Source organism: Pseudonocardia ailaonensis, from assembly GCF_039531635.1.
GTDB lineage: Bacteria > Actinomycetota > Actinomycetes > Mycobacteriales > Pseudonocardiaceae > Pseudonocardia > Pseudonocardia ailaonensis.
Genome location: NZ_BAAAQK010000028.1, coordinates 257,896 through 277,659 on the forward strand (window position 1 = coordinate 257,896; position 19,764 = coordinate 277,659).

Annotated in this window: 20 protein-coding genes; 10 read left to right on the forward strand and 10 right to left on the reverse strand. The window is 74.9% G+C overall.

Annotated elements, in window-relative coordinates; translation table 11 throughout:
- Nucleotides 1-166: 166 nt before the first annotated feature.
- The 6 genes from ABD324_RS33635 to ABD324_RS33660 are packed head-to-tail and all read right to left on the reverse strand — an operon-like array spanning nucleotide 167 to nucleotide 7,054.
- Complete coding sequence (locus ABD324_RS33635; protein WP_344426659.1) at nucleotides 167-1,402, reverse strand: vWA domain-containing protein; 1,236 nt, start codon at nucleotides 1,400-1,402, stop codon at nucleotides 167-169.
- Nucleotides 1,395-2,273 carry an AAA family ATPase gene (locus tag ABD324_RS33640; RefSeq protein ID WP_344426662.1) on the reverse strand — a complete coding sequence of 293 codons (879 nt, stop codon included), beginning with the start codon at nucleotides 2,271-2,273 and terminating at the stop codon, nucleotides 1,395-1,397. The genes ABD324_RS33635 and ABD324_RS33640 overlap by 8 nt, the downstream gene beginning before the upstream one ends.
- The gene (locus ABD324_RS33645; protein ID WP_344426665.1) at nucleotides 2,270-3,313 is read right to left on the reverse strand and encodes an XdhC family protein; all 1,044 of its coding nucleotides are present in this window, start codon (nucleotides 3,311-3,313) and stop codon (nucleotides 2,270-2,272) included. Before ABD324_RS33645 ends, ABD324_RS33640 begins: the two co-directional genes overlap by 4 nt.
- Nucleotides 3,310-5,709 carry an aerobic carbon-monoxide dehydrogenase large subunit gene (locus tag ABD324_RS33650; RefSeq protein WP_344426668.1) on the reverse strand — a complete coding sequence of 800 codons (2,400 nt, stop codon included), beginning with the start codon at nucleotides 5,707-5,709 and terminating at the stop codon, nucleotides 3,310-3,312. The genes ABD324_RS33645 and ABD324_RS33650 overlap by 4 nt, the downstream gene beginning before the upstream one ends.
- Nucleotides 5,706-6,179: a (2Fe-2S)-binding protein gene (locus tag ABD324_RS33655; RefSeq protein ID WP_344426670.1), complete on the reverse strand. Its 474-nt coding sequence runs from the start codon at nucleotides 6,177-6,179 to the stop codon at nucleotides 5,706-5,708. Before ABD324_RS33655 ends, ABD324_RS33650 begins: the two co-directional genes overlap by 4 nt.
- Nucleotides 6,179-7,054 (reverse strand): FAD binding domain-containing protein, encoded by an 876-nt coding sequence (locus ABD324_RS33660; RefSeq protein ID WP_344426673.1) that lies wholly within the window; start codon nucleotides 7,052-7,054, stop codon nucleotides 6,179-6,181. The genes ABD324_RS33655 and ABD324_RS33660 overlap by 1 nt, the downstream gene beginning before the upstream one ends.
- A 117-nt stretch (nucleotides 7,055-7,171) precedes the next feature.
- Here ABD324_RS33660 and ABD324_RS33665 point away from each other — a divergent pair, with 117 nt between their 5' ends.
- The gene (locus tag ABD324_RS33665; protein WP_344426676.1) at nucleotides 7,172-8,110 is read left to right on the forward strand and encodes a LysR family transcriptional regulator; all 939 of its coding nucleotides are present in this window, start codon (nucleotides 7,172-7,174) and stop codon (nucleotides 8,108-8,110) included.
- A gap of 27 nt (nucleotides 8,111-8,137) precedes the next feature.
- Here ABD324_RS33665 and ABD324_RS33670 read toward each other — a convergent pair whose 3' ends face one another.
- From ABD324_RS33670 to ABD324_RS33685, 4 genes are all read right to left on the reverse strand, one after another.
- Nucleotides 8,138-9,214 carry a nitric oxide synthase oxygenase gene (locus ABD324_RS33670; RefSeq protein ID WP_344426678.1) on the reverse strand — a complete coding sequence of 359 codons (1,077 nt, stop codon included), beginning with the start codon at nucleotides 9,212-9,214 and terminating at the stop codon, nucleotides 8,138-8,140.
- A gap of 272 nt (nucleotides 9,215-9,486) precedes the next feature.
- Nucleotides 9,487-10,014, reverse strand: a complete 528-nt coding sequence (locus ABD324_RS33675; protein ID WP_344426681.1) for a globin domain-containing protein — start codon at nucleotides 10,012-10,014, stop codon at nucleotides 9,487-9,489.
- A gap of 278 nt (nucleotides 10,015-10,292) precedes the next feature.
- Nucleotides 10,293-10,823, reverse strand: a complete 531-nt coding sequence (locus tag ABD324_RS33680; protein ID WP_344426684.1) for a DUF742 domain-containing protein — start codon at nucleotides 10,821-10,823, stop codon at nucleotides 10,293-10,295.
- 200 nt (nucleotides 10,824-11,023) lie between these two features.
- Nucleotides 11,024-12,658 carry a sensor histidine kinase gene (locus ABD324_RS33685; protein ID WP_344426686.1) on the reverse strand — a complete coding sequence of 545 codons (1,635 nt, stop codon included), beginning with the start codon at nucleotides 12,656-12,658 and terminating at the stop codon, nucleotides 11,024-11,026.
- Nucleotides 12,659-13,030: 372 nt separating this feature from the next.
- Here ABD324_RS33685 and ABD324_RS33690 point away from each other — a divergent pair, with 372 nt between their 5' ends.
- The 9 genes from ABD324_RS33690 to ABD324_RS33730 all read left to right on the forward strand — a co-directional run bounded on the left by ABD324_RS33690 (nucleotide 13,031) and on the right by ABD324_RS33730 (nucleotide 19,703).
- Nucleotides 13,031-13,537 carry a hypothetical protein gene (locus ABD324_RS33690; protein WP_344426689.1) on the forward strand — a complete coding sequence of 169 codons (507 nt, stop codon included), beginning with the start codon at nucleotides 13,031-13,033 and terminating at the stop codon, nucleotides 13,535-13,537.
- Complete coding sequence (locus ABD324_RS33695) at nucleotides 13,534-14,637, forward strand: sensor histidine kinase (RefSeq protein WP_344426692.1); 1,104 nt, start codon at nucleotides 13,534-13,536, stop codon at nucleotides 14,635-14,637. Before ABD324_RS33690 ends, ABD324_RS33695 begins: the two co-directional genes overlap by 4 nt.
- Nucleotides 14,610-15,290: a response regulator gene (locus ABD324_RS33700; protein WP_344426695.1), complete on the forward strand. Its 681-nt coding sequence runs from the start codon at nucleotides 14,610-14,612 to the stop codon at nucleotides 15,288-15,290. The genes ABD324_RS33695 and ABD324_RS33700 overlap by 28 nt, the downstream gene beginning before the upstream one ends.
- 10 nt (nucleotides 15,291-15,300) lie before the next feature.
- Nucleotides 15,301-15,921: a Maf family protein gene (locus ABD324_RS33705; RefSeq protein ID WP_344426698.1), complete on the forward strand. Its 621-nt coding sequence runs from the start codon at nucleotides 15,301-15,303 to the stop codon at nucleotides 15,919-15,921.
- Nucleotides 15,922-15,968: 47 nt separating this feature from the next.
- On the forward strand, nucleotides 15,969-16,856 hold the full coding sequence (locus ABD324_RS33710) for a sulfurtransferase (RefSeq protein ID WP_344426701.1): 888 nt from the start codon (nucleotides 15,969-15,971) through the stop codon (nucleotides 16,854-16,856).
- Nucleotides 16,853-17,293 (forward strand): SufE family protein, encoded by a 441-nt coding sequence (locus tag ABD324_RS33715; RefSeq protein WP_344426704.1) that lies wholly within the window; start codon nucleotides 16,853-16,855, stop codon nucleotides 17,291-17,293. The genes ABD324_RS33710 and ABD324_RS33715 overlap by 4 nt, the downstream gene beginning before the upstream one ends.
- A 90-nt stretch (nucleotides 17,294-17,383) precedes the next feature.
- Nucleotides 17,384-18,322 (forward strand): TIGR04222 domain-containing membrane protein, encoded by a 939-nt coding sequence (locus ABD324_RS33720; protein WP_344426707.1) that lies wholly within the window; start codon nucleotides 17,384-17,386, stop codon nucleotides 18,320-18,322.
- Nucleotides 18,306-19,202: an MbnB/TglH/ChrH family RiPP precursor modification enzyme gene (locus ABD324_RS33725; RefSeq protein WP_344426709.1), complete on the forward strand. Its 897-nt coding sequence runs from the start codon at nucleotides 18,306-18,308 to the stop codon at nucleotides 19,200-19,202. The genes ABD324_RS33720 and ABD324_RS33725 overlap by 17 nt, the downstream gene beginning before the upstream one ends.
- Nucleotides 19,203-19,226: 24 nt before the next feature.
- Complete coding sequence (locus ABD324_RS33730; protein ID WP_344426711.1) at nucleotides 19,227-19,703, forward strand: SCO6045 C-terminal-like domain-containing protein; 477 nt, start codon at nucleotides 19,227-19,229, stop codon at nucleotides 19,701-19,703.
- Nucleotides 19,704-19,764 lie beyond the last annotated feature (61 nt).

Here is a 19,764-nt window from a genome sequence, read left to right on the forward strand (position 1 = left end):
ACGAGACATACCACTCACCGTGAGCGTTCGGACCGTTGCACGACGTGGCCGGGCCGCGGACCTCGACCGACGTCGGCGGAGCGGAGCGCGGACCCCCGGCAGGGCCGCTCAGCGCCGGCAGATCGTCGCTGGGCTACCGGTGGCCATGATCACCGTTACCCGCCGCTCACGGGTCGCGACGAGTGGTGCCCGCCGGGGTCCCCCGGGCGCGGTCGGTGGCGAGGGCCTCGACCAGTCGGACCAGCGCGAATCCTCTGTGGGCACTGACGATCTCGTCGCAATGGGGCCACGCCGCGGCCATGCCGCCGACGAGGGGCCGGTACCGCTCGTCCGCGGTCCGCGGATTGGCCCAGACGATCCGGTACGCGCGCCGCCGGAGCACCGCCATCTGCCTCCCGAGGGCCGCCGGGTCACCCGTCTCCCACCCGTCGCTGACGATCAGCACGACCGCGCCGCGCACCGCCGCCCCGCCGTGGAACCGCTGCAGCCCGGCGAGCGCCTCGGCGATCCGGGTGCCGCCGGACCAGTCCGGGGCGAGCGCGGCGGCCCGGCGCAGGGCGGCCGCCACCCCGCCCCGGCCCGTCGCGGCGCCGCGGCGCAGCGCGGGGGTGAGCCGGGTCAGCCGGGTGGCGAAGGTGAACACCTCGGCGCGCTCGGTGCCCGCGGCGCTGCCGAGCAGCTGCAGGACGGCCCGGGCGTAGGGCTCCATGGACCCGGAGATGTCGCAGAGGACCACGAGCCGGCGCGGCACCGTCGTCGGCCGCCGCCGCGCGAGGACGACCGCCTCCCCGCCGGTGCGCCGGGCCGCGGCCAGCGTGCGGCGCAGGTCCACCCGGGCGCCCGTGGCGGCCCGCCGGGTACGGCGGGAGCGGCGGCGCGGCAGCACGATCCGCATCCGGCGCATGAGCGCGGCCAGCTCGGCCAGCTCGGCCGGGGTGAGATCGGCGAAGTCCCGGGCGGCGAGCCGCTCGGCCGCGGACGCCACCACCGGCACGACCTGCTCGCGCCCGTCGTCGCCGGTGCCGGCGGAGGCGGCCGCGTCCCGGAGGCCACCGCCGGGAACGGGCTCCGTCCGGTCGGCCGGCTCGGGGCGGCCGCCGGGGGCGGGCTCGTCGATCGGGGGCGGACCGGGATCGCCGCGCTCGACGTCCGGCGAGACGTCGTCGAGGTCGTGCCCGAAGACCGTCGCGAAGACCCGGTCGAGCACCGGCAGGTCGGCGGGATCGGAGACGAGGGTGGCGCGGGCGCAGGCCCGCAGCCGGCCGGTGCTCGTGGGCGCGACCGCCACGACCGCCCGCGCGAACCGCTCGGCCCGCTCCGGGCCGCCGGGCAGCCCGGCGGCGTGGCAGGCCGCCACGAACCGGGCGGCGAGCGCGGGCAGGTCGGGGCCCCGGTCAGGCACGGCCGAGCAGGCCCGCGTATCCCGCGGCCCGCACCGCCTCCCGGTCCTCCTCGTACTTCAGCACCGCGCCGGACGTCCGCTCCGCCGCGGCCGCCGAGAGGTCGTCGAGGCCGAGCGCGTGCAGGGCCCGCGCCCAGTTCACCGCCTCGGCCACGCCGGGCGGTTTCAGCAGCTCCAGGCCCCGCAGCCGGTGTACGGCCCGGGCGATCTGCCCGGCCAGCCACGGCCCGGCCTCGGGCACCCGGCGCCGCACGATCTCCTCGACCCGGCCCGTCCCGGGATAGCCGATCCAGTGGTAGAGGCAGCGCCGCTTCAGCGCGTCGTGCAGGTCGCGGGTGCGGTTGGAGGTCAGCACCGCGACCGGCGGGACGGTCGCGCGCAGGGTGCCCAGCTCGGGGACCGTCACCGCGCCCTCGCCGAGCATCTCGAACAGGAACGCCTCGAACTCGTCGTCCGCGCGGTCGATCTCGTCGACGAGCAGGATCGCCGGCCGCGGCCCGGGATGGCGGACCGCGGCCAGCAACGGGCGGTCGAGCAGGAAGTCCGCCGTGAACAGGTCGTCCTCGGCGAGCCGGTCGCCCCGGGCCTCGGCGAGCCGGATCGCGAGCAGCTGCCGGGCGTGGTTCCACTCGTAGAGCGCCTCGGCCGCGCCGATCCCCTCGTAGCACTGCAGGCGCAGCAGCGGGGTGTCGAGCGTGGCCGCGAGCGCGACGGCCGCCTGGGTCTTCCCGACGCCCGGCTCCCCCTCCAGCAGCACCGGCTGCCCGAGCCGGACGGCGAGGAACAGGGCGGTCGCCAGCTCGTCGTCGGGCAGGTAGCCGGTGGCGGCGAGCCCGTCGGCGAGACCGTCCACGGTGGTCGGGAGGCTCACCCGCCGTACCTCCCCGGATCGGCGGCGAAGGCCGCCCGGCAGCCGGGGCCGCAGAAGTACACGGCCGCGCCGCGGTGCTCGACCGACAGGCTGGCGGGCACGGCGGCGACGGTCATCCCGCACACCGGATCGACGGCGCGCACCGGTCCGACGGGGGGTGGCGGTCCGACGGGGGGTGGCGGTCCGGCCGCGGAGCCACCGGCGGCACGGGTACCGGCCAGGACGTCCAGGACGTCGACGGCAGCGGGGCCCGCCCGCCGCGTCGCCACCAGATCGGCGTAGATCGACAGCGCGATCTCCCCCGCCGACCGGGCCCCGATGTCCAGCCCGGCGGGGGCGTGCACCCGGGCCCGCTGCTCGTCCGTCACGTCCAGCCCGGCGAGCACGGCGGCGGGCCGCCGCCTGCTCGCCACCAGCGCCACGTACGGCACCCCGGCCCGCAGGGCGGCGGTGAGCACCGCGACCTCGTCCCGGCCGTGGGACGCGACGACCACCGCCGCCGCGTCCGCCGGAACCTCGTCGGAGTCCCCGTGGGTCGGCCCGTCGGCCGGGGACCGACCGGTGGGCGGAGCCGGTCGCCGCGAACCCCCGTCCCGGTCGTCCGCACCGAGGATCCGGATCTCGTGGTCGAGGGCCTCCCCCAGCCGCACGAGCGCCCGGGCGACGGGCCCGTCCCCCACCACCCCGACCAGCAGCGGCGGCACCACGGACTCCAGGAAGATCTCCAGCGTCCCCCCGGACAGGCACGGGTTGGCCACGGTGACCCGCCCGTCGGCGGTCGGGCCCTCCGCGGGGTCGGCCGCGATCCGCAGCAGCCCGGACTCCCCCGCGGCGAGCATCCGCAGCCCCTCGGTGCGCATCGTCGTCTCCGCGCACACCCCGCCGACGAACCCCTCGAGGGTCCCGTCGGGCAGCAGCAGCGCGGTGTCGCCGGGCTTGGCGCTGGTCGGGGCCTCGGCGCGGACGACGGTGGCCAGCACGAACGGCGTCCGCCGCCCCCGCAGCTCCCCGGCCCGGGTGAGCAGGTGCGCGTCCGTCATTCGATCGCCAGATCCGTCCGGAGGGGCTCGCCCCGCATCGCCTTCCACACCGCGGCCGGGGTGAGCGGCATGTCCGCGTGCCGGACCCCGATGGCGTCGAGCACCGCGTTGACGACGGCGGGCGGTGACCCGACCGTCGCCGACTCCCCGACCCCCTTGGCGCCGATCGGATGGTGCGGCGAGGGCGTCACGGTCTCGCCGAGCTCCCACGACGGGCACTCCATGGCCGTGGGCAGCAGGTAGTCCATGAAGGACGCGCCGAGGTGGTTGCCGTCCGGGTCGAACGCCATGACCTCCATCAGCGCCATCCCGATGCCGTCGGCGAGTCCGCCGTGGACCTGCCCCTCCACGATCATCGGGTTGATCCGCACGCCGCAGTCGTCCACCGCGACGAACCGCCGCACCGTCACGTGCCCGGTGCCCGGGTCGACGTCGACCACGCAGAGGTAGGCGCCGCACGGGTAGGTCAGGTTCGGCGGGTTGTAGACGACCGTGGCGTCGAGATGCCCCTCCACGCCCTCGGGCAGCTCCAGGTCGGAGTGCGCCGCCATGGCGATCTCCGCCATGGACCTCGACGCCGCCGGGTCGCCCTTGACGTGGAAGTTCCCCTTCTCCCACTCCAGGTCCTCGGCCGAGCACTCGAGCATCGCCGCGGCCACGATCTTCGCCCGCTCCCGCACCTTTCGCGCCACCATCGCCGTCGCCGCCCCGGAGACCGGTGTGGACCGGGAGCCGTAGGTGCCGAGCCCGAACGGGGTCTGGTCGGTGTCGCCCTGGACGACCTCGATGTCGTCCGGCGAGATGCCCAGCTCCTCGGCGACGATCTGGGCGAACGTCGTCTCGTGCCCCTGACCCTGGCTCTTGCACGACAGGCGCAGCACCGCCTTGCCGGTGGGGTGGATCCGCAGCTCCGCCCCGTCGGCCATGCCGAGGCCGAGGATGTCCATCGTGCGCCGCGGGCCCGCGCCGACGGCCTCGGTGAAGAAGCTCAGCCCGACGCCCATCAGGGTGCCGGTGCCGTCGCGCTCGTAGGCGGCGCGCTTCGCCGCCTGCTCCCGCCGCAGCTCGTCGTACCCGGCGATGTCCAGCGCCGTCTGCAGCGTCCTCGGGTAGTCGCCGGAGTCGTACTCCCAGCCCAGCGGGGTGGTGTACGGGAACTGCTCGGGCCGCAGCAGGTTCTTGGTCCGCAGCTCGACCGGGTCCCAGCCGTTGTCCTTCGCGAGCACGTCGACCATGCGTTCCACCAGGTAGACGGCCTCGGTGATGCGGAACGAGCAGGCGTACGCGACGCCGCCGGGCGCCTTGTTCGTGTACACGCCGGTGACCGAACAGTGCGCCGCCGGCATGTCGTAGGAGCCGGAGAACACGTGGAACAGCCCGGCCGGCATCTTCGACATCTGCGCGGTGCCGTTGAAGGCGCCGTGGTCCGCGAGCACCTTCACGCGCAGCCCGAGGATCCTGCCGTCCTTCGTGGCCGCCATCTCGCCGTGCATGTGGTAGTCGCGGGCGAAGGACGTGCTCATCAGGTTCTCGGAGCGGTCCTCGACCCACTTGACCGGCGCCCCGGTGACGATCGAGCCGACGACCGCGCACACGTAGCCCGGGTAGATCCCGACCTTGTTGCCGAAGCCGCCACCGATGTCCGGCGAGATGATCTGGATCTTGTGCTCGGGCAGGCCCGCGACGAGCGCGTAGATGGTCCGGTGGGCGTGCGGGGCCTGCGTGGTGGTGTAGATCGTCAGCTTGCCGGTGACGGGGTCCATGCTCGCGATCGAGCCGCACGTCTCCATCGGTGCGGGGTGCGACCGCGGGTAGAGCATGTCGCAGCTGCTGACGACGTCGGCGCGGGCGAACACCTCGTCGCACGCGGCGGAGTCGCCCGCCTCCCAGTCGAAGATGTGGTTGTCCGTGCGGCCCTCGAGATCGTCGCGGATCACCGGGGCGTCCGGGTCCAGCGCGTGCGTCGCGTCGATCACGGGCTCGAGCGGCTCGTACTCGACCTCGATCAGGCCCAGCGCGTCGCGCGCGGCGTAGCGGTCCTCGGCGACGACGAAGGCGACCTCCTGGCCCTGGAAGCGGACCTTGTCCGTGGCCAGCACCGCCTGGACGTCGTGCGACAGGGTCGGCATCCACGCCAGGCCGAGGCCCTTCAGCGTCTCGCCGGTGATCACCGCGCGGACCTTGGGGTGCGCCTCGGCGGCGGAGGTGTCGACCGACACGATCCTGGCGTGGGCGTAGGGGCTGCGCAGGATCGCCGAGTGCAGCATCCCGGGCAGCACGATGTCGTCGAGGTAGCGGCCCTTGCCGCGGATGAAGCGGGCGTCCTCCTTGCGGCGCATCGATCCGTAGCCGGTGGGCGTCGTCGTCAGTGCCGTCTCCGCGATCTCGGCACTCATTTCGCACCCTCCCGCTGCAGCTCGGCCGCCGCCTTCACGGAGCGGACGATGTTCTCGTAGCCGGTGCACCGGCAGATCTGCCCGGAGATCGCCTCCCGGATCGTCTCCTCGGAGGGGTCCGGGTCGTGGTCGAGCAGCCAGCGGCTGGTCATGAGCATCCCCGGGGTGCAGAAGCCGCACTGCAGGCCGTGCTTGTCGGAGAAGGCCTGCTGGACGGGGTCGAGCGTGCCCCCGGACGCGAGCCCCTCGACGGTCCGGACCTCCCGCCCGTCGGCCATCGCGGCGAGGACGGTGCAGGTCTTCACCGGCACCCCGCCCATCCAGGCCACGCACGTGCCGCAGTTGGAGGTGTCGCAGCCCCAGTGGGTCCCGGTGAGGCCCAGGGTGTCGCGCAGGAAGTGCACCAGCAGCAGCCGCGGCTCGATCTCGCGGACGTACTCGGTGCCGTTGACGGTGACCGTGACCTGCATCAGCCCTGTTCTCCCCTGGATCGCGCCGCGGCGGTGCGCAGCGCCCTCGTGGTCAGCTCACCGGCGAGGTGACGCTTGTAGTCCTCCGGCCCGCGCTGGTCCGCGGTGGGCCGGCAGTGCTCGGCGGCGATCCGGCCGGCCTCGGCGAACGACGCGTCCGTCGCCGGGGCTCCGCGCAGGAACTCCTCGGCCTCGGCGGCGGCGAAGTGCTCGGCACCGACGGCGGTGAGCCCGATCCCGACGTCGGCGACCGTGTCCCCGGCGAGCCGGATCACGGCGCCGGCCGCGGCGACCGCCCAGTCCCCCACCCGCCGTTCGACCTTGGTGTAGGCGCTGCCGCCCCCGGGCCGGACCGGGATCCGGACCTCGAGGAGGATCTCCGCGTCCCCGACCGCCGTCTCGTACGGTCCGGTGTGGAAGTCGCGCACGTCCACGGTGCGCTCCCCGTCCACACCGGCGATCACGACGGTCGCGCGCAGGGCGGCGAACGCCGCGGACAGGTCCTCGGACGGGTCGGCCTGGCACAGCGACCCGCCGACCGTCCCGCGGTTGCGGACGATCGGATCGGCGATCACCCGCTCGGCGTCCCGGAGGATCGCCGTGTGCTCCGCGACGACCGGCGACGCGAGCACGTCGGCGTGGCGGGTCATCGCCCCGATACGCAGTTCACCCCCTTCGATCCGGATGCCGCCGAGCTCGTCGAGGTCGTTGATGTCGATCAGGGTCTCGGGGTTCGCGATCCGCAGCTTCATCATCGGCAGCAGGCTGTGGCCGCCGGCGACGAGCCGCGACTCCGGGCCGTACCGGGTGAGGAGGTCGAGGGCGTGGGCCACGCTCGTGGCGCGCTCGTACTCGAACTGGGCAGGCACCTGCACTGGCGCTCCCGGGGTCGGGCTTCGTGGTGGTCGAGGCGATCGTGGCCGGGCCCACCGGGTGCGACAAGAGCGCGATAACCCTTCACTTAAGCGGGCCCGCGGGCCACGCTGGAGGGCGTGACCTTGACCCAGCTGAGCGCATTCGTGCTGGTGGCGAGGCTGGGATCGGTCCGGGCGGCCGCCACGACCCTCGGGGTCAGCGAGCCCGCGGTGTCACAGGCGATCTCCGCACTCCGGAAGCATTTCGGCGATCAGCTCCTCATCCGCGGCGAGAACGGCATGGTGCTCACCGCAGGAGGGCACCGACTCGTCGGGATCGCCGCGCAGATGGTCGGGCTGGGCGCGGAGGCCGAGTCCGCCGTCCGTTCGGCCCAGGGCGCCCCCGAGCAGCTGAGGCTCATCGCGCCGAGCGGGCTCGTCGAGTTCGTGGCGGGTCCGCTCGCCGAGGCGTTCGGGGAGCGCGCCGGCGGGCGGATCGAGATGTCCTCGGGCGTCGCCGGGATCGCGGAGATGGCCGCGCTGCTGTCCCAGCGGCTGGCGGACATCGCGCTCGGGCCCGCGCTCACCGACCGGGCGCTCGGGATCGTCAGCGAGCCGATCTTCCGCTGCCGGCTGGTGGTGCTGGCGGCCGCGCCGCTGCGGGGTGCGCCGAGCTCGTGGCCCTGGCTCGTGGATCCCTCGGGCGCGGACCCGGACGGCGAGGTGGGGGCGCTGCTGCGCCGCCTCGGCGTCCCGGAGTCGCGGCTGTCCGTCTACCCCAACCAGACCGCGGCGTGGGAGGCGGCCGCGCGGGGCGGCGGCGCGGCACCCGGCGTCCAGCACCTGGCGGCGCACCAGCTGCGCCGCGGCGAGCTGCAGATCGTCGACGTCCCGGGCACGCCGGTGGACACCTGCTGGTACGCCACGACGCTGGCGCCCGACCGCCGCTCGGTCGCCGCGGGCTCGCTGCGCCGCTTCCTCGACACCCCGGACGCGATGCACCTCCTGCGCACGCCCGGCGCGGGGGTCCCGCCCTCGCGCTTCCGGCCGCCCGTCTACGTCACCATCTGGTCCTGATCCCGATCGGGGATCTGGACCCGGGGATCAGGAGCCGGGCAGCAGGAAGGCGGGCCGGGCGGCGAGGTCCGGCTCGTCGTAGTACCGGTGGAAGACCGGCAGCGTCGCGCCGGACATCGGCGGCACGATCCACGACCAGTCCGTGGGGCAGCTCCGGCCCGCGCGCTCCTCCTTCGCCAGGTGCGAGAGGAAGCGCTCGGACTCCGTGTGGTGATCGGCCAGGCTGACCCCGGCGGCGTCGAACGAGTGGTGCACCGCGCGCATCAGCTCGACGAGCGCCCGGTCCTTCCACAGGGATCGCGGCGTGCTCGTGTCCAGGCCCATCCGGGTGGCGACGACGGGGAGCTGGTCGTAGCGATCGGCGTCGGCGAAGTTGCGGGCCCCGATCTCGGTGCCGAGGTAGTAGCCGTTGAACGGCGCCCCCGGATAGCGGACCCCGCCGATCTCCAGCGGCATGTTGCTGATCGCGGGCACCGCGTACCAGCGCAGACCCAGGTCGGCGAACCAGCCGAGCTCGGGATGGGTGATCGGGACCTCGAGCACCGCCTCGCGCGGCACCTCGTGCACCTCGACCCGGCCGTCGCCCGCCACGAGCAGCGGCAGGACGTCGAACCGGCCGCGCTGCGCGGGGGGCTGCCAGCCCGCCGCCACGATCGCCGAGGTCAGGTCCGCGGTGCGGGGGTCGCCGAGCACCCGGCCGTCCGGCTCGCGGTATCCCGCGTAGCGGATCAGCTGCTCGTTGACGATCCGCGGACCGGGCCGGCCGGGCCGGTCGGGGGCGAAGACGGTGATGGTGGACCGGACGCGACCCGCCCGGGTCGCCGCCTCGAGATGCCGGACGCTCTCGCGCGCGACCTCACCGGGATCGGAGATCCCGCGCCGGTCGCGCACGTGCAGACCGTTCCAGTACAGCCGGCCGATGCACCGCGCCGAGTTCCGCCAGGCCACGCGGGCGCCGAAGGTCAGCTCGTCCACGGTGTGCTCGTACGTGCCGGTGGCCTCGATCTCCGCCCGGATCGCGGCCATCCGCACCTCGAACGGAACCGGGGCCTCCATCTCGGCGTGGAACAGGCGCAGGAACGCCTCGGCCTCACCGACGTCCACCCGTCCGGGGTGCCCGCTCCGCGGCGCCGGGACCTCCCGGACCGGGGAGCCGTGCCCGGCCACCGGACAGGTCGCCGGCATCGGCATCGGCGGTGTCGGCACGGGATCAGTGAGGACAGGGGTCTCCCCGTGCACGAGGGCGTCGGCCGTGGCTGACACTTCGGTCCTCCAGCTGTCGTGGGGAAGACGGCAGGCTGCTCTACCGCAGGCTGGGACCGCCGGGTGACGAGGCCTGTCCCGGCGTCGGTGCCTTCGGTGTGTTGTGGAACGTGCTACGTGCGGGTGCGTCCTCCGCGCGCGGCCTCGGCCCGTCGGCCGTGACGGATCGTCTCGGTGGCGCGTTGGACCGGCACCGGGGCCGCCGGGGCCGCCGCCGGCGGGACGGGCCGCTCGGCCATCGCGGCGCGGGCGCCCGCGCACATGTGACCGGTGACCCACTGGCACACCGAGATCCAGGACGAGCTGAGGAAGCTGCTGTACTCCCAGCCCGACACCTCGCGGACGGCACGGGTCAGCGCGTGCGCGACGTACATGTAGTGCGGCGGCTCGACGCCGTAGCGCTCGTAGTGCTCACCGCCCATGCGGTAGAGCAGGACCTCGAGATCCGCGGTGTCCGTGGTGCCGAGGTGCGTGACGGCGGCCATCAGGGTGTCCGACATCTTCTGCATCTGCTCGGACATGTCGGCCTTGAACATCGGCCGCAGCCAGGGCGCCATCTCGAAGAGGTGCGCGTAGAAGACCTCGGCGAGCCGGGCGGGCCGGTCGGCCACGGCCTGGCACGAGTACACGACGGCATCCATCACCTCGCGCGACGGACGGCCCGCCTGCCATGCCTCGGGACGGTTCGTCTGCTGGAGCGGGTCCGACCCGGAACGAGCGACCAACGGACTGACTTCCCTTCACGCGGCTACTGGCAGGCGACTCAGAGTGACGTCGCATGCGAGGGCTATCGAACCGCGACCGCGCGTCGTTTCACAACGCGCTGGGGAGGCTTACGCAGACCGACGGCAGAAGAACGGCCTTTCGGCCTTGCACCCATTGGGGCGTTCGGTCCAGCCCTCTGAGTGCTCTCCGCCACTCAGCCCCGGCGGGGTCTCGGGGTCGGGGTCACGACACGCCGAGGCGACACGCCGTGGCCGTTCGTGTCCGGGGCGTAACCACGCTGCTCGGCGACTACCGCGCGTGCGCGGAGCCCGTCCAGGAGCTGGCCGAGCACCTCCGGCGGGGGCGTCTGCGCAGGTGAGGGGCGGTACAGGGCGACGTAACCGGCCTCGGCGAGGTCCCCGACGAGCACCCTGGCCACGCCGAGCGGGACCTGGAGCAGGCCGGCGATCTCCAGGACCGACCTCGGCTCCGCCGTGACCTCGATGATCCGCCGGTACTCGAGCTGGACGCCCGGGGCGCGGCGGCCCGCGAGGGTGGCCGTCACCAGCGTCTCGAGGGGCAGGTCCGCGGTCCCGCCGCGGGTCCGCTTCCCGGTCACGGCGTAGGCGGGGACGACGCGGCGCGGCGCGGCGGGCCTCTCGGCGGCACCCCGTCCGTCGACGGCGCCGGGCCGCGTGAGCCTTTCGGGCGAGTTGGTCCTTTCGTGGCTGACCGAGTGCGCCACGGAGCGTGAACGATCGGCGGAACTGCTCCGGCCGGGTGATAGGGGATCCCGATCTTGCTCCAGCGCCGGGCGGTAGCCCTGGGGCGGCTGATCGGTCGGGGGCGGGTATCCGCCGGCGGCTGCCGGGGGTGGCTGACGGCCGGTCGGCCGCGCGGGCTCGTCGAACCAGCCCGCCGGCGCAGGGGGCTCGGCCGGATCGCTCACTGGAGGTCGCGGGGCACGCCGGCCGGCGGGCGCGGGGCGGATCCGTCGGTGCGCCGCAGCGCGGGCGCGAGGTTCGCCTGGGGGACCCGGCGACGGAGGCCGCTGGTCCCCGTTCCGGCGTCCGCCCCGGCGGCACGCACCGGGATGCGCCCGGTGTCCGGGGCGCCCCGCGGGCCCGGCCCGTCCCACCAGCCCGCCCAACGCTCGGCCTCGGGACCCGCGGCGAACAGCCCGCTCCCGACGCCGACTCCGCCGCTGGGGCCGAAGCCACCCGGCGCCGACGCGGCGGGCGCCGTGCCACCCGGGGGCGCCATGCCCCGCACGGTCGTCGTCACCAGGGCGGCCGGGGAGGCGACCAGGTCCCGGTCCGAGGTGAAGAGCACCCCCGGCACCACGACGACGGCCGTGACGCCGGATCCGGGCGTCGACACCAGCGAGACCCCGACCGCGTGCCGGGCCGCCAGCCGTCCGACCACGTGGAAGCCGAGCCGCTGCGAGGCGGCGACGTCGACCTCCCGGGGCGCGGCGAGCATCGCGTTCGCCTCGGCGAGCCCGCGCTCGGACATGCCGGGGCCCCAGTCCTCGATCGTGAGCACCTGCCCGCCCTCGGCCTGCGGGTTGGGCCGGGACCGGACCGTGACCGAGGTGCCGGGCGGCGAGAAGTGCACGGCGTTCTCGATCAGCTCCGCCAGCAGATGGGTCAGGTCCGCGACGCAGCCCCCGCCGACCGAGATCCGGTCGTCGACCGCGAACTGCACCCGGTCCAGGTCCTCGATCTCGGCGATCGCGGCACGCACCACGTCGGAGAACGGGACCGGCGCGGAGTACAGCCGGGGCGGCTGCTCGCCGGAGAGCACCAGCAGGCTCTCCGCGTTGCGGCGCACGCGCGTGGCGAGATGGTCCAGGGCGAAGAGGTCGGCGAGCGCGCCTTCGTCCTGTTCGGACTCCTCCAGCTGGCCGATGATCTCCAGCTGACGCTCCAGCATGGACTGGTTGCGCCGGGCCAGGTTCACCAGCATGTCCGAGGTGAACTTGCGGTGCCGCACCTCGGACTGCAGCAGCTCGCGGCCGAGCTCGGCCCGCGCGACCTGCTCGTCCTCGGTGATCCGCCAGAAGATCACCAGGGCCGCGCAGGCGAACAGGACGGCGATGCCGTGCACCGCCGACCAGAGCCACGGGTTCTCCTGGGCGTCGGGATGGTCGAAGATCAGGTTGCTCGCGACCAGCGTGCCGATGCCGTGGCTGAGCACGGTGAGCACCACGTTCCACAGGAACGGGACCCAGTCCTGGTAGAGCGCGATGAAGCCGATGATGATGAAGAAGTGGAAGTGCGACTCGGTGGTCCCGTGCGTGAGACCCACGAGGATCACCGAGCAGGAGACCAGCCCGGCCGTGACGAACGAGGCGGCGACCCGGCGGCGCGCGACGGTGAGGTGGCCCGCCGCGGCGAGGGCCAGGGGGACCAGCAGTACCAGCGCGGTACGGCCGGCACCCGCGCCGAACCAGAGCCCGATCCCGAACAGCACGGGCAGGTGGGCCACGAGCACCCACACGAGCAGGCGGTGCCGGCGCCGGTAGGCGGCGTCGTCGAGCGTGTTGCCCCGCGGCAGCAGGTCCAGCAGGCGCCTCATCCGCGTTCCCCTCGCGAGACCTGGCCCCCCACGGCACCACGTCGGACGGGACGGGGGTGCGGGGAGCGACCGTCGGGTCGGGAGCATAGGCAGCACCCCCGACGGTTCCGGCGGAAAGCGCTGGTGGAAGGTCCTGTCGGCGACCTGGTGTGATCATCCGTGCGCGAGTCGTGAGCGATCTGTCACGATCGGTCAGACCAGGTCGACCCAGAGCGACGGACTGGCTCAGGGGCGAAGACACCCGTCCCTTCGGCGACCCCGTCCGGCCGCTCGCCGACGGGCGTCTCCACCTCCGGGTGGAGGCCCCGGATCCACCCGGGATCGGCCCGCGGGCCGACGACTCCCGCGGCCCCGCGCAGCAGGCTTCGAGACATGGAAATCGGCTCCGGGCACACCGCCACCACCGTCCTCGTCGGCGCACTCGTCCTCCTCTGGGTCGTGGCGCGCCAGTTCCGCGAACGCCCCGTGTCCGGCGGGCGGCAGGCGGTCCTGCCCCTGGTCCTCACCGCCGTCGGGCTCTACACGCTCGTGCTGGCGCACCCGCCCGTCACCTCGCTGGGGCTGCTGCTCACCGCCGTCGAGCTGCTGGCCACCGCGGCGTTCGGCCTGGTCCGGGGCAACTCGGTCCGGCTCTACGAGCGCGGCGGTGTGCTGATGCAGCGCGGCGGCGTCCCCACGCTGGTGCTCTGGCTGCTCACCATCGGCGTCCGGATCGGGCTGGGCGTCCTCGCCTCGTCGCTGGGGGTCGGCGCGCTGACCACGGCCACCCTCACCCTGTCGTTCGGGCTGAGCCTGCTGGCCCAGGCCTTCGTCATCGGCCGCCGGGCCGCGGCTCTCGCTGGCACCCCGGCCCCCGTCCGCGCGAGGATCGACGGGTGATCCTCGAGCCCGGCCGGCCCACCCCGCTGCGCAGTGCGGCGACGCTGGCCTGGCTGCCGGTCATCCTGGTCGCCTCCTTCCTGTCCCAGCCGCGCCTCCCGTTCACCGTCCTGGTGATCGGGGGCGCGGTCCTCGCGTCGCTGGGCTGGGTCGTCCTGTCCGCCAAGCCCGAGCGGCCCGGGTGGCTGCTGCCCGCCGGGCTGGTCACGCTCTCCGCGGGCGGCTGCCTGATGGTCGCCCAGGCGCGGGAGTGGGTCACGCCGATCGCGTTCTGCTTCGTCGCCGTCGTCACGGCCGGCACGCGGCTGCGCTGGACCTGGGCCCTCGCGCTGACCCTCGCCACCATCGCCGCGCTGATCCCCGCGGTCGCGCCGCGAGAGCCCTCCGGTGCGCTGCTCCTGGGCCTGGCGATGGTCACCGTGCTGATGCTCGGGATGGCCCGCCGGGACCGCTTCCGCCGCGCCGAGGAGCGCGAGCTCGCCGAGGCCAGCGAGACCCGCGCGACCGAGGAGCACGCCCGCGCCGCCGCCCTCGCCGAGCGCGCCCGGATCGCCCGCGACGTGCACGACGTCCTCGCCCACTCCCTCTCCGCGCTCGCCGTGCAGCTGCAGGGGGCACGGCTGATGCTGCAGCGCGACGGGGCGGCGGCGGACACCATCGCCCAGGTCGAGCGGGCCCAGCGGCTCGCCACCGAGGGGCTCGCCGAGGCCCGCCGGGCGATCCACGCGCTGCGCAGCGGCCCGATCGACCTGCCCTCCGGGCTCGCCGCGCTCGCCGCCGACCACCCCGGCGCGACCCTCGACGTGGCCGCGGACCTGCCGGAGCTGACCCCCGAGGCGCGGGAGACGGTCGTCCGCACCGCGCAGGAGGCCCTCTCCAACGCGCGCAAGCACGCCCCGGGGGCACCGGTGCGCATCCGCCTGGCCCGCGCCGGGGAGGGCGCCCGGCTCGAGGTCACGGACGTCACCGGGGCGCGTCCCGAGCCGGGCACCGGGGGCTACGGTCTGGTCGGGATGGCCGAACGCGCGGCGCTGGTCGGCGCCCGGCTCGACGCGGGACCGACGGAGGACGGATGGCGGGTCAGCCTCACGATTCCCTGAGGGTCGTCCTCGCCGACGACCAGCGGATCGTCCGGGACGGGCTGGTCACGCTGCTCGGGCTGCTGCCCGGGATCGAGGTCGTCGGCGCCGCCCCGGACGGCGCCGAGGCGGTGCGGCTCGTCGCCGAGCTGGCCCCGGACGTGCTGCTCACGGACCTGCGGATGCCCGGGCTGGACGGGGTCGAGGCCACCCGGCGCGTCCGCACCGAGCATCCCGGCACCGCGGTCGTCGTCCTCACCACCTATGTGGACGACGAGGCGGTCGTCCCCGCCCTGCAGGCCGGAGCCGCGGGCTGGCTCTCCAAGGACGCGGACGCCGAGGCCATCGGGCGGGCGCTGCACGCGGCGGCCGACGGCCAGACGGTCCTCGATCCGGCCGCCGCGGCCCGGCTCGTCGCCGCGCCGGGGCCCTCCGCGCCGGGCCGGTGGTCGGCTCCGCAGGCTCCGGCTCCGCCGGACGGGCTGACCCCCCGCGAGGTCGAGGTGCTCGCGCTGATCGCCGAGGGGCTGTCGAACCAGCAGATCGCCCGGAAGCTGGTGGTGGGCGAGGCGACGGTGAAGACGCACGTCAACCACCTGTTCGCGAAGGCCGGGCTGCGGGACCGGGCGCAGGCGGTGCGGTACGCGTACCGGCACGGGCTGGCGGGTTCGTAAGGTTCCCCGGGTGCGTCTCGTGCTCGCCTCCGCCTCCCCCGCCCGTCTCTCCGTCCTCCGCTCCGCCGGGTGGTCACCCGAGGTCCGGGTGTCCGACGTCGACGAGGACGCCCTGCTCGCGGCCCACCCCGACGCCGCGGCCGGGGAGAAGGTGACGTTGCTGGCCGCCGCGAAGGCGACCACCGTCGCGAGGTCGGTCGAGGGCGAGGCCCTGGTGATCGGCTGCGACTCCATGCTGCACATCGACGGCGACCTCGTGGGCAAGCCGCACACCGCCGAGGTGGCCCGCTCCCGCTGGCGGGACATGGCGGGCCGGACCGGGGAGCTGGTGACCGGGCACGCGGTGCTGCAGGTCGAGGACGGGGAGATCGCGCGAGCCGTGGAGGGCGCCGCCGTGACGACGGTCCGCTTCGGCGACCCCACGCCCGCGGAGATCGAGGCCTACCTCGCCACCGGGGAGCCGCTGGCCGTCGCCGGCTCCTTCACCCTGGACGGGCTGGGCGGCTGGTTCGTCGACGGCATCGACGGCGATCCGTCCAACGTCATCGGCATCTCGCTGCCGCTGGTCCGCCGCCTGCTGGGCGCGCTCGGGATCTCCCCCGTGGATCTGTGGACAACTGCCCGTCCGTGAGGTGATCCGGCCGCGTCCGGTCCCCTCGCGGGACTATCGTCGCGGCCATGGCTCCCACGGACCCGGACCCCAAGCTGGCGGAGTACGCGCACCCCGAGCGGCTGGTCACCACCGCATGGCTCGCCGAGCACCTCGGCGACCCCGATCTGGTCGTCGTCGAGTCGGACGAGGACGTGCTGCTCTACGACACCGGCCACATCCCCGGCGCGGTGAAGGTCGACTGGCACACCGAGCTCAACCACCCCGTGACCAGGGACTACGTCGATCCCGAGCAGTTCGCCGTGCTGTGCGGCGAGCGCGGCATCTCGCGCGAGAGCACCGTGGTGTTCTACGGGGACCGGAACAACTGGTGGGCCACCTACGCGCTGTGGGTGTTCCGCCTGTTCGGCCACGAGGACGTCCGGATCCTCGACGGCGGGCGTGCGAAGTGGATCGCCGAGGGCCGCGAGATCACCACCGAGCAGCCGAAGCCGGCGCCGGTGGAGTACCCGATCGTGGAGCGGGACGACATCGCGATCCGCGCCTTCAAGGACGACGTGCTCGCCCACCTCGGCGGCCAGCTGGTCGACGTCCGGTCGCCGGGCGAGTACTCCGGGGAGCTGCTGCACATGCCGGACTACCCGCAGGAGGGCGCGGTCCGCGGCGGGCACGTGCCCGGCGCGTCGAGCGTGCCGTGGGCGCGGGCGGCGAACGAGGACGGCACGTTCAGGTCCCGCGCGGAGCTGTCCTCGATCTACGAGGACGAGCAGGGGCTGCAGTCCGACCAGCCGACCATCGCGTACTGCCGGATCGGCGAGCGCTCGAGCCACACCTGGTTCGTGCTCTCCTACCTGCTCGGGTTCGAGGGCGTGCGCAACTACGACGGCAGCTGGACCGAGTGGGGCAACTCGGTGCGCGTCCCGGTGGCCCAGGGGTCCGAGAAGGGCTCCGTGTGAGCCTGACCCCGGCGCTGGAGGAGCTGGTCGAGGACTTCGGCGCCGTCGGCACGAAGGACAGGCTCCAGCTCCTCCTCGAGCTCAGCCAGGAGCTGCCGGAGCTCCCGGAGCGGTACGCGCACGCGGCGGACTCGATGGAGCAGGTGCACGAGTGCCAGTCGCCGCTGTTCCTCGCCGTGGAGGTCGACGAGGACGCCGAGCGGCGCGTGCACCTCTTCTTCTCCGCGCCGCCGGAGGCCCCGACCACCCGGGGCTTCGCGTCGATCATGTACACCGGGCTCGACGGCGAACCCGCCGAGACCGTGCTCGGGGTGCCGGACGACTTCTACACCGCGCTCGGGCTCACCCAGGCGGTGTCGCCGCTCCGCATCCGCGGCATGGCGGCCATGCTGGCCCGGATCAAGCGGCAGGTCCGGGCCGCAACCGGACAACCCTAAGGTTTCGTCAAAATCGTTCCGCCCGGCGCCGCGACGGCCCCATCCTGACATCTGGCGTCCCACCAGGACGGATATCCGGGGGTGGTCGTAGTGAAGGTACTCGCGGCGCCGGGCGACACCTGGGGCATCGACGGACCCACGTTCCTCTTCCTCTACGCCGTGCTGGCGGTGGTGGTGCTGGTCGCCGTCCTCCGCCTCCGCCGGCGGCTGGCCGACCCGGCCGGGCGGCGGTCGCGGCAGACCCGCGACATGGCGGACCGGCCGCAGGAGGTCGCGTACCTCAACGGCGGGCCGGAGCTCGCCGTCTACTCGGCCCTGTCGGCCATGCACCTCTCGGGGACCATCGTGACCGCCGGGAAGGGCGCGGTGCAGGCCACCGGGCGTCCCGCGGCCGGCGCGACGGACCTCGAGCGCGCGATCCACTTCACCGCCGGCGCGCCGACCGCGCAGCGCCGGCTGCCGTTCCACGGCTCCGTGGCCGCCGCGCTGCGGGCGATCCACGAGCGGCTCGCGGCCGAGGGCCTGCTGCTGACCGAGGCGCAGCGGCGCCGGGTCCGCGGGACCGGCTGGTGGATGCTGGCCGTGGCGGCGCTGGGGCTGGTCCGGATCGTGGCCGGGGTGGCGAACGCCCACTCGGTCGGTCTGCTCGTGGCCGCGACGATCCTGGTGACGATCATCGGCGTGGTGCTCGCGGTGCGGGCCCCGCGGCGTTCCCGCTCGGGCGAGCGGGCGCTGGTCTTCCTGCGCGACAAGCACAGTGCTCTCGCCCCGGCGCTCAAGCCGGACTGGGTGGCGCACGGCGCCGGCGCCGCCGCGCTCGGCGTGGGGGTGTTCGGCGTGAGTGCGCTCTGGGCCTCCGACCCGGCCTTCGCCGACGAGCTGGCGGCCCAGAAGGCGGCCGCGGCGTACGGCGGCGGCTCGTACTCCTCCTCCGACGGCGGGGGCTGGTCCGGCGGCGGTGACAGCGGCGGGAGCAGCGGCTGCGGTGGTGGCGGGGGTTGCGGAGGCGGCGGTGGCTGCGGCGGCTGAGCGCGGCCCGGCGGCCGGGGCCCCGGCCGGCGTCCCCCTCTGCGGGGTGGGGATCGGCTGGCGGCCGGAGATCGCCGGGGTGGTCGAGGGGCTGCCCGGGCTGGGGTTCTGCGAGGTCGTCGCGGAGGCAGTGCCCGCAGCTCCGTCTCGTGGGGTGACGGAGCTGCGGGAACGTCCGGGCGCGCTGCGCGGGCTCGCCGCCGGCGTCGCGGTCGTGCCGCACGGTGTCCGGCTCGGGCTGGGGGACGCCGACGGGGTCGCCCCGGAACGGGTCGCGCACCTGGCTGCCTGCGCCCGGATGTTCGGCTCGCCGCTGGTCAGCGAGCACGTCGCGTTCGTGCGCGCGGCCGGGCGCGAGGCGGGGCACCTGCTGCCGCTCCCCCGCACCCGCGAGGCCCTCGACGTGCTCACCGAGAACGTCCGCCGCACCACCGCGGAGCTCGGGGTGCCGCTCGCCCTGGAACCGATCGCCGCCCTGTTCGACTGGCCCGACGACGAGTACACCGAGGGCGACTTCCTCACCGAGCTCCTGGACCGCACCGGCACCCTGCTGCTGCTCGACGTCGCCAACCTCTACGCCAACGCCCGCAACCGCGGCCAGGACCCGTCCGCCGTCCTCGACCGGATGCCCCTGGACCGCGTCGCCTACGTGCACATGGCCGGCGGGGCGGTGCACCCCGACGATCCGACCGGGCTCTACCACGACACCCACCAGAACCCGGTCCCGGACGAGGTCCTGACCCTGCTCGCCGAGGTCCGCGAACGGTCCGCCGCCCCCGCCGTCATGCTCGAACGCGACGGCCGCTACCCGCCCGCCGCCGAGCTCCGCGCCGAGCTCGACGCCCTCGCCACCGCCGCCCACCTCCCGCCCCCGACATGACCGCGCCGACATGACCGCGCCGACATGACCGATCCCACCCCGCGAGTCGGCGCGTCGGGCGACAGCCCGCCGTTCAGCGGAGCCGGTAGGCCGAAACACACAGCGGCGACGAACCTGGCGGCGCGCCAGGCCGCCCTCGTCGACTCGCTCCTGGGGGCCGGCCCGGACCCCGAGGGCCTCGACCCCGCCCGGCTGGCGGCGACCCGCTCGGCCCTGCTGCGCAAGCGGGCCGGCGAGGCCGCGAGGCACTGGCCCCTGCTCGCCTCCGCCCTGGGACGGGACTGGGTCCCGTTCGCCTCGGAGGTCCTGGCCGGGCGCCCGGTCGCCGGCGGGCTGCGGGACGGCTGGGACGTCGCCCGCGCCGCCCGTGACCGGTTGGGCGAGGGCGCCCTCCGCGAGCTCGCGGAGCGGGAGCAGGCCCTGCGCTACGACGGAGCCTCCGCGCCGCGCCCGCGCCTGCGCACCCGGCTCGCCTCCGCCCTCCGCCGCCGAGGTCGCTGAGGCCGCTCTTCTCCCGTCCCGACCTTCTCCCTGCCGACCGGCTCCGGGCCGCCCCCGACCG